At 59.5% G+C, this 8,615-nt stretch carries 7 protein-coding genes and 1 pseudogene; 2 read left to right on the forward strand and 6 right to left on the reverse strand.

Going from position 1 to position 8,615, the window contains the following annotated elements; translation table 11 throughout:
- From ACILSL_RS25990 to ACILSL_RS26015, 6 genes and pseudogenes are all read right to left on the reverse strand, one after another.
- Positions 1–279: pseudogene (locus ACILSL_RS25990) on the reverse strand (hypothetical protein); the annotation flags it as partial.
- A gap of 81 nt (positions 280–360) precedes the next feature.
- The gene (locus ACILSL_RS25995) at positions 361–840 is read right to left on the reverse strand and encodes an ExbD/TolR family protein (RefSeq protein WP_395734991.1); all 480 of its coding nucleotides are present in this window, start codon (positions 838–840) and stop codon (positions 361–363) included.
- A gap of 11 nt (positions 841–851) precedes the next feature.
- Positions 852–1,280, reverse strand: coding sequence for an ExbD/TolR family protein (locus tag ACILSL_RS26000; RefSeq protein ID WP_395734992.1), 429 nt, complete (start codon positions 1,278–1,280; stop codon positions 852–854).
- A gap of 48 nt (positions 1,281–1,328) precedes the next feature.
- A complete protein-coding gene (locus tag ACILSL_RS26005) occupies positions 1,329–2,186 on the reverse strand; it encodes a MotA/TolQ/ExbB proton channel family protein (RefSeq protein ID WP_395734993.1) in 858 nt (285 codons plus the stop codon).
- An 11-nt stretch (positions 2,187–2,197) separates the two neighbouring features.
- Positions 2,198–3,139 (reverse strand): tol-pal system YbgF family protein, encoded by a 942-nt coding sequence (locus ACILSL_RS26010; RefSeq protein ID WP_395734994.1) that lies wholly within the window; start codon positions 3,137–3,139, stop codon positions 2,198–2,200.
- Positions 3,140–3,168: 29 nt separating this feature from the next.
- A complete protein-coding gene (locus tag ACILSL_RS26015) occupies positions 3,169–6,057 on the reverse strand; it encodes a tetratricopeptide repeat protein (protein ID WP_395734995.1) in 2,889 nt (962 codons plus the stop codon).
- A gap of 334 nt (positions 6,058–6,391) precedes the next feature.
- Between ACILSL_RS26015 and ACILSL_RS26020 the strand changes: the two genes are divergently transcribed.
- Complete coding sequence (locus tag ACILSL_RS26020; RefSeq protein ID WP_395734996.1) at positions 6,392–7,171, forward strand: ABC transporter ATP-binding protein; 780 nt, start codon at positions 6,392–6,394, stop codon at positions 7,169–7,171.
- A 10-nt stretch (positions 7,172–7,181) separates the two neighbouring features.
- Positions 7,182–8,288 (forward strand): sialidase family protein, encoded by a 1,107-nt coding sequence (locus tag ACILSL_RS26025; RefSeq protein ID WP_395734997.1) that lies wholly within the window; start codon positions 7,182–7,184, stop codon positions 8,286–8,288.
- The last annotated feature ends 327 nt before the right edge of the window (positions 8,289–8,615 follow it).

Here is an 8,615-nt window from a genome sequence, read left to right on the forward strand (position 1 = left end):
CGGGTAACCCTGCGGCATCGGGTAGCCCGGCGGATACCCCGGCATCTGCGGTGGGTAGCCCTGCGGCATCGGGTAACCCTGAGGATAGCCCGGCATCTGCGGCGGGTAGCCCTGCGGCATCGGGTATCCTGGCGGATAGCCTGGCATCTGCGGCGGGTAGCCCTGCGGCGGATAACCTTGGGGATACCCCTGCGGCAGCGGCTGCGTGACACCCGGAGGGGGCGCTGGCTGCTGGGGATTCTGCGGATTTTCCGGGGTTCCTGGCTGCGACGGATTCATGAAGAAGATCTTTTCAGAGTACGAGGACGGAACTGCGGCCCCTTTTCTTGGGGTGCAGATGATCAAACACTGACAAAAAAATCAGAACCCTTCGTCACCACCGACCGTGAAGGTCACGTTGGCGACCTTGGCGACGGCGAGGGCATTGAGCACATCAATGACGCGCTCATAGGTGGCCTGCTCTTCAGCCTGGATGGTCACGATGACCTTGGCGTTGCGGTTGTCGGCCTCCTGCTTCAGGCGCTTGAGGGTGCTGATGAAATCAGGCAGGGCTTTGTCCGGACGATTGCTGTCGAACTCCTCTTCATTGAGGGTGACGGCACCGGATTCCTCCACACCGACGATGATTTCATCCGGCATTTCGGTGGGGGCATCGGCGCTGGGCGGCGCGAGGCCTGGGAGCTGGCTTTTGAGTTCGCGCTCGACCTTCACGGAACCAACCATGACCATGAAGAAGAGCATGATGACGAACACCACGTCGATCATGGGGGCGATCTGGAAGCCGACAGCGAGCTGTTCAGTTTCGATTTCGCGATGCTTTTTTTTGCCGGGTTCAGACATGAGGAGGAGGATTACTCTTTGTTCAAGGCGGAGAAGGAAATGTCATCAATACCCGCCTGGGCGATGACACTCATGACGCGCTGGATTTCGATCGCAGGCAGACGCTTGTCTCCACGAATGACCGCACGGTACTTGGCGTTGACATCGTGGCGGGCGCGCAGTTTTTCCACGAGCGGCTCCACGACATCATATGAGTTGTTTTCAAACAGGATGGTCGCCTTGCCATTCGTCCAGCGCACATTGATGTTCGCCTCGTTCTGAACGTCTTTTTCCTTTTTCTTGGCGTCTTTGGCGACAGGGAGCTGGATCTCCTTGTCGATACTCAACACCTGCGCCGAGGTGATGCTCATAAAGAAAATGAGCAGCACCAAGAGCACGTCAATCATCGGAGCAATCTGAAACTCCGGTTCGCCATCACCACCGCCGCCGCCGCCGCCCATAGTGTTAGAAGGTCAAGGGTTGAGTATAAGGGATAAAAGAAGGGTGAATCAGGCTGCTGTGGCAGGCTGAGCTTCGCCGGCGACCCAATTGGGGATGGCGGCATAGAATTCTTCTTCGCCGACGTGGGCGTCCTTGAGATGGGAGTAGGGCATCTTGCGGAACAGGGCCATGACGATTTCCTGGAGATCGCTCATGCTCACCTGGAGGCGGTTGCGGAGGAAGTCGAAGAACATGAACGCCGGGACGGCGATGAAGAGACCGGAAGCGGTAGCGATGAGCACCTCACCGATAGCACCGGAGAGCTTGGCAGGGTCCCCTGCACCGCTGGTCTTCAGGGTGGAGAAGGCGCGCATCATCCCGGTCACCGTGCCGGTGAGACCGATCATGGGGGTGCAAACACCGATAACGGAGAGGTAGTTGATGCGGGTCTGGATGGCGGCGTTGACTTTGTTAAGCTCGCTGAAGAGGGCGGCTTCGGTGGCGTCATGGCCGTCCCCGAGGAAGCTGAGTCCCACGCGGGTAGTGTTGGTGAAGGCGGAGGGGCTGCCTTTGCAGAACTGGTAGGCGCCGACGTAGTCACCAGCGCGGAAGAGATCCTGCACCTGGGCGACCTGGGCCGGAGGGGCGGCCTTCTTGATGCCGGTGCGCATCCATAGGTCAACGGTGAGCCAGACGAGAGCGATGGAGCAGACGGTGATGGGATACATGACCCAGCCGCCTTCGATGAAGCGGTCGATCATGGATTCGGTATGCACTTCAGCGGCGGCACCTTCCGGCGGAGCCGCGTCTTCAGCATACAGGTTGAAGGAGGTGAGGACACCCAGAGCCAGCAGGACGCAAAGGAACGCGCGGGCAGGGCCGTTGGGGATGTGGCGGGTCATGATGGTGGCAGTGTTGGTTTGCATGGGGAAATGATTCAAGCTTTGGGTTTGGAGTCGGTGGGTTTGGCGGGCTCGCCTTCCTTCGGTTTGGCTGCGTCCGTTTTGCCATCGGCAGCGGCGGCTTCAGCCTCTTCCTCGGGGACATTCTTCATTCCGGCAATCGCCGCTTTCTCCTTGGTGGCGGATTCGGCGACCGGGGAGCCGGGATAGGATTCACTGATACGCGCGAGGAAGGCGTTGGCGTCCTCATAGCGCTTCATTTTGATGAGAATCTTGGCGGCATTCAGCTCCGCCTCAGGCACGCGCTGCATCTGCGTGCCGTAAAACACGGGGATGCGCAGGTAGGCCAGCAGGGCTTTTTCCCACTCCTTCTTGCGGGTGTACACATCCGCCATCAGGGCCCAAAGCGAAGCGCCAATGGCGGAGTCGTCGGTTTCCTTGAGGATGCTCTGGGCCTCCACGATGATTCCCGCGTAATCCGAGGAAGTCTGGCGCTCGATGTCGAGCTGGATGATGCGCAGGCGCATCTTCTGGGCGTCGGTGAGCTTGAGGGCGCGGAGAGACGGGAGAGCTTTGACGACTTCATCGAACTTGCCGCCCTGATTGAGCGCTTCGATGTAGGCGAAATAGATGTCGATGTACCAGTTGCCCTCGATGCCTTCGAAATGCTCGAAGAAGTCACGGCCCTTCTTGAGGACGGCGATGGCTTCCTCGGTCTTGCCTTTGGCGAGAAGGTCGGCGGATTCGGTGAGTTCAGCCGGATAGGGCCACTCGAGGGAATCGATGTTCTTTTTCTCCAGGATGGTGGTGGCCTTGTTTTCACCGATCTGGACGGTGCGGACGATCTTGCCTTCCGGACTGATGGAAAACTCGGAGGAGAAGACGCGGTTGCCGTCCTTAAGGACGATGGCCTGCCCGAAGGCGGAACCAGCGGCGACGACGGCGAAAACGAGCAAAAAGCGGGCGAACGAGTGCATGAAAATCGTGGGGTGGGTTCGCGTGAAAATTACAGGGTGGGGAGGAGTTTCTCAGCCTCTTTCTTTTCCGGCTGAGTCTCAAGATCCTTGCGTTCGATCATCTCCTGAACCGTTTTTCTGGCTTCCTCGCTCTTGCCGAGAGCCTTGAAGGACTTGCCGCAGAGGAGGTAGGCCTTGGCCATTTCATCCTTCCATTTCTGGTGGGCGATGAACACGCGCTGGAAGTAGGCGATGGCAGCCTCGTGCTTGCCTTGGAGAGCCTCGATCTCGCCAAGCATGCGCAGGGCATTGGCCGTGGCGTGGCCGCGCCATTCCTTGGTGTTGGAGATGGTCTCGAAGATCTTCTTGGCTTCGTCATACTTCTTGAGTTTGACGAGGGTCTTGGCCTCACCCTGCGTGGCATCCAGCACGTGGGAGCTGCCGGGGTAGTTGTTGAGGGCATCACGGAAGAGTTCCAGGGCCTTGTCATACTCACCCTTTTCGAAGGCGATTTCAGCCAGGCCGACAGGAGCACCGTCTGAGAATTCGCTGTCTTTGAAGAAGTCTCTGAGGCGGACGTAGCAGCCATTGGCTTTTTCCAGATCACCCTTCTTGCGGGCGGCGTCTCCCACGATGCTGAGGAGCATGGGGCTGAGGTCGTCAGGCTTGGCGACTTCGATGATGATGGTGAGGAACTTCTCGGCCTTCTCAGGCTGCTTCATCGTCTTGGCGAGCCATGCCTTGGCAAACAGAATGCGCATCTGCGCGGTGCCATTCATGGCGGTCTGCGGCGGGCTCAGCAGCGTTTCGAGCTGCTTTTCCACGTCTTCAAAAGTGACCTCAGGCGCGGGCGCAGGAGCTTTTTCGGCGGCCTTGGCACCATCCGCAGGCGGTGTCACTGGAGCAGTCGCAGCAGCGGCGGCGCGGCGGCGTTTCGGCGCGCTGATCGAGACGAGCTGCTGGATCAAGCCTTCCACCTGCTGATTGGCCACGATGGGGATGCGGGTTTTGATGTGTTCCGCGAGGAGCTTCTTGGCTTCCTCCACCTTGCCTTCCTTGATGAGGGCGCGGCTGATCCAAAGGATGGCCTTGAGGGCGAGGTCGTCGTTGTCCTTGTTCGTGTTGTAGTAACGCTGCCACATGGCCGCCAGTTCCTTCCACTTGTTGGCTCCGACGTAGAGATCCGTCACCTGATCCATGGCGTACTTGAGAACGTCGTCGGTCTTGGCCTTGTCCACGGCGAAGGCAAACTGAATCATCGCGTTCTCATAGTCGGCACGCTGATTGTAAATATCACCGAGAAGCGCATGCACCTGGCCGATGTTTGGATCGTTCGGAGCGTCTTTGGCGATGCTCAGCAGTTCGGTTTCCGCAGCCTTTTTGTCGCCGCCCTGGAAATCAATGAAGGCGAGGCGATAGCGCGCATCGACGACATACTGCCCCTTGGGGTTGTCCTTGATGTAGGTCTTGAGCGCCTTGGTCACGCTCTTGGAGTCGTTCTGATAGAAGTAAGTCAGGGCGATGCGGTACTGGAGATCGTCCTTGTAGATGGTGTCCGGGAAATCTTGGAGCACCTGTTCATAGGTGGTGCGGCATTCGTCGAAGCTCTGAAGTTCAAACTGGACGCTGCCGATGAGGAAATTCAGCCGTTGTTTGTCGGCCTTGGGGAAACTGAGGGCTTTTTTCCAAGCGGCGATGGCCTCTTTAAGCTGCTTGTTCTGGTAGGCCAGCATGCCATACATCAAGGATACCTCGCCGACCATGTCGCTATCCGGAAAGTTTTCGATGAATTCCAGGCACTGCTCGCGGGCCTCCTTGATCCGCTTCAAGGAAGCGTTGACCATCAGGAGGCCGTACATGCACTTGTCGCGCTGGGCGAACTGCTTGAAATCTTTGACCACGACTTCGAAAGCGAGAATCGCCTGCCACAGGCGGGAGGCATCCCCCGCACCTGCGTCGGTCGGAGAGCCCATTTCATAGTAGCAGCGGCCGAGGCGGTAATAGAGAGAGGCATCGTAATCGGTGCGCTTCTCGATTTCGGCCATGATTTCCTTGTTGGCCTTGAGCTTCGTTTCGATCTCGTCCTTGCGCACGCCCTTGGCGGTCTTGAGCTGGGCCTCCAGCTTGGCCACCTGCTCCGTCTGAATGCGGGAGATTTCGTTCTTCTTGCGCACCAGCTGGTAGGCGCCGAGAGCCTCCTTGTAGGCCTTCTTTTCCATCATCTCATCGCCGAGCTTGAGATAGATGTTGTTCATCTGAGCAATACTGTCGCCACCGGAGGCGAAGTTGCGCACCTTGTCCATGAGGGCGGTGGCCTGATCAAGCTGGCCGCTGGCAACGTAGATGTTGGCCGCGAGCATGGCGGCCTGGATGGACTCCGCACTGCGGATGCCGTCTGCGAGGACGTTGGTGAGGATTTTGAGAGCATCCTCCTTTTTGTCCTGCTTGTTGAGGGTGTCGGCGATGATGAGACCGGCCTCGGCTTTTTTCTCGGGCGAATCGCGGACGACGTTGGTGAGCACTTCGATGCCCTTGTCTTCCTTCTTGCTGGCGATGTAGGAGCGGCCGAGGGCCATGCGGACATCAATGATGGCGGAGCCCTGCGGGAATTCCTTCACGTAGGCTTCGAGAGATTCGATGGCCTTCGGGTAGTCGTTGAGATTGTAGTAGCAGGCACCTTCCGTGAAGAGGATGCTTTCAAAGGGCTTGTTGTTGAGGTTTTTCTTCGCGACGGCGAGCTTGGAAAGCGCCTCCTGGTATTTGGCCTCGGCAAAGAGCGCGCCGGCCGCGTTGATGAGAGCCTCAGTCTCCTGCTGGATGTTCAAGGCAGCCGGGGCTGCAGGCGCAGCAGGGGCTGCCGGAGGTGCAGGCGGAGGAGCCTGGGAAAACACAGGCGTGACAGCGGCCAGGGTCAGAGCGGCACAGAAAATGGGTCTCATGAGTTGCAGGGTGCGTTCCACATCAGCACAAAGTACTAAAAAACTACGTTGATGCACAAGCTTGAATTGACGCACGTCATCAGATTTGATGGCGCAATGTGGCTGGGCATCTGGGGAAACTGACATTTTTTGAGAAAGGGATTCGAGATTAGCAGGATGGTTATTTTTGTCACGGGAGAAAAATCAAAAGGACAAATTCTATCCACACATAGAAGCGTTTGAGATGTAGGTCCTTTCAAAGAACTCGTGGCCAGCAGGCCCCGCCTTGAGCTTTTAAACGATGCCGTTCAACACGACTCGACATTCGCTCTTCGTCATTCCATCATCCAGCCACATGTCCAATCCCGTACTCGAAGTTTCTGACCTCACTTTCCGCCGTGGCCGTCCCATCCTCAAAGGCATCTCCTGGCGCGTGGATCCCGGCCAGCACTGGTGCATCCTGGGCCCCAACGGCTGCGGCAAGACCTCGCTCATCAACCTGATCACGGGCTATGACAGCGCGACGGGCGGCAGCCTCCGCATCGGCGAGAGCGTGTTTGGCGAGGATGACTGGCGCGAAGTACGCCGCCGCGTGGGGCTGGTGACGAACACACTGACCACCTACCTGGAAAGCGGCGAGCCGGTGATCGACGTGATCGCAAGCGGACGCGAGGCGAAGCTGAACCTGATCGACGAGCCGCCCGCAGCCGTGCTGCGTGAGGCGGCAGGCCTGCTGAAGCAGGTGGGCTGCGCCTACCTCGCCGAGGCCCTGTGGGGGCCGCTCTCGCAGGGGGAAAAGCAGAAGGTCCTCATCTGCCGCGCGCTGATGGCCAAATTTGATGTGCTGATTCTCGACGAACCCTGCGCAGGACTGGACCCGGTGGCGCGGGAGAAGTACCTGCAGTGGATGCAGTCTCTGGCGGTGCAGCCGCACTCCCCTTCCCTCGTGCTGGTGACGCACCATGTGGAGGAAATCCTGCCGAGCATCACCCACTGCCTGCTGCTGCGGGACGGCCAGGTGCTTGCCTCCGGGCCGAAAGCGGAGGTGCTGAACAGCCGAAACCTGAGCGAAATTTATGGCGCGCGCGTGAAGCTCGGCCGCCGTGGGGAACGTTATTCGCTGCGGCTCGCCTGAGCCCGCCGCCATGAAAAAACACATCGCCTTCCTGCTGCTGACGGTTTTCACCCATGGCGCGGAGGAGGTCCGCTTTGAGCGTGTGCCGGAGGGCGGCGTGCAGCCGCAGCTCGCCACCACCCGGGATGGCACGCTGCATCTGGTCTATCTGATTGGCGATCCGCGCGGAGGTGATGTGCGCTACGTGACAAAGCAGAGCGGTGCCGCCGGCTGGAGCGCGCCGCGCACTCTCAATAGTACACCGGCCACCGCGGTGGCGGCCGGCACGATCCGCGGAGCCCAGATCGCCGTGGGGAAGGATGACTCGCTGCACGTGGTGTGGAACGGACCCGGCGGCAAAAACCAGCCCGCGCCACTGCTTTACACGCGCTCCTTGGATCATGGCGCCACGTTTGAGAAGCAGCGTGACCTGCGGGCAGACACCCAGGGGCTGGATGGCGGGGCCTCCATCGCGGCGAGTGCGCAGGGGGAGGTGTACATCGTCTGGCACGGTGCGCCTGCGGGTGCCGCGCCGGGGGAGATCAACCGGCGGGTGTTTGTGCTGCAATCGAAGGACAACGGCGGCACCTTCTCGCAGCCCAGGATTGCGAATGGGGATGACCCGGGCGTGTGCGCATGCTGCTCGCTGAAGACCTTTGTGAGCCCCACCGGGGAGCTGATCACGCTGTACCGGGCCGCACGCAGCATGGCGCAGCGGGACATCACGCTGATGACTTCCACGGATGGCGGGGTGACTTTTCAGCACCGGAACGTCGGACCATGGGCCATCAACGCGTGCCCGATGAGCAGCGCGAGCGTGGTCGCCGCCGGATCGAAAACGCGGGCGGCGTGGGAGGCGGAGGGCAAGGTCTACACCGCACTGCTGGATGAGACGTCTGCGGCGCTGGCTGTTTCGGAGGACAAGGCGCGGCACCCTGCCCTGGCCGTGAATGCGCGCGGTGAGACGCTGATCTCCTGGAGCGTGGGCACCGGATGGCAGAAGGGCGGGCAGCTTGGCTGGCTAGTGCTTGATTCCTCTGGCAAAGCCACGGGCAAACGTGGTATCAAGCCGGGGGTTCCTGTCTGGGGCTTCACCGCAGCCTACGCAGAGGGCGCTCACTTTTTGATCTTGTATTAAAAAGGAGGCTGCTTGCTGTTCGCGGAAGAACTAGAGCATTTTAAATAAAAATGTGGCCTCATCTGGGTTGAAAAATCCAAAGCTATCGCGAGGGCGACAGCAAAGTGGTCCGCACAGTCCCCTGTGCGGTGCTCCGCCACACCCATCAAATCCGCGTCACCGCCGCCGCCCCATTAGGCTATAATATAATTTAAAATGCTCTAAAGTGAGGCGGCGCCGCATCAAAAGGCTTGTCATTGTTTTCGCCACCTGATATTTCGGGCCGATCCCATGAGCACCCCCAGCCAGCCTCTTCGTCAGCCCGGCCTCATTGTCTATCTCTGCGGC

The organism is Prosthecobacter sp., assembly GCF_044222345.1.
GTDB lineage: Bacteria > Verrucomicrobiota > Verrucomicrobiia > Verrucomicrobiales > Verrucomicrobiaceae > Prosthecobacter.

Coding starts and splice junctions, on each gene's coding strand:
- ACILSL_RS26015 (WP_395734995.1), bottom strand. CDS start 6,057: ATGAGACCCATTTTCTGTGCCGCTCTGACCCTGGCCGCTGTCACGCCT.
- ACILSL_RS26025 (WP_395734997.1), top strand. CDS start 7,182: ATGAAAAAACACATCGCCTTCCTGCTGCTGACGGTTTTCACCCATGGC.
- ACILSL_RS26000 (WP_395734992.1), bottom strand. CDS start 1,280: ATGGGCGGCGGCGGCGGCGGTGGTGATGGCGAACCGGAGTTTCAGATT.
- ACILSL_RS25995 (WP_395734991.1), bottom strand. CDS start 840: ATGTCTGAACCCGGCAAAAAAAAGCATCGCGAAATCGAAACTGAACAG.
- ACILSL_RS26020 (WP_395734996.1), top strand. CDS start 6,392: ATGTCCAATCCCGTACTCGAAGTTTCTGACCTCACTTTCCGCCGTGGC.
- ACILSL_RS26005 (WP_395734993.1), bottom strand. CDS start 2,186: ATGCAAACCAACACTGCCACCATCATGACCCGCCACATCCCCAACGGC.
- ACILSL_RS26010 (WP_395734994.1), bottom strand. CDS start 3,139: ATGCACTCGTTCGCCCGCTTTTTGCTCGTTTTCGCCGTCGTCGCCGCT.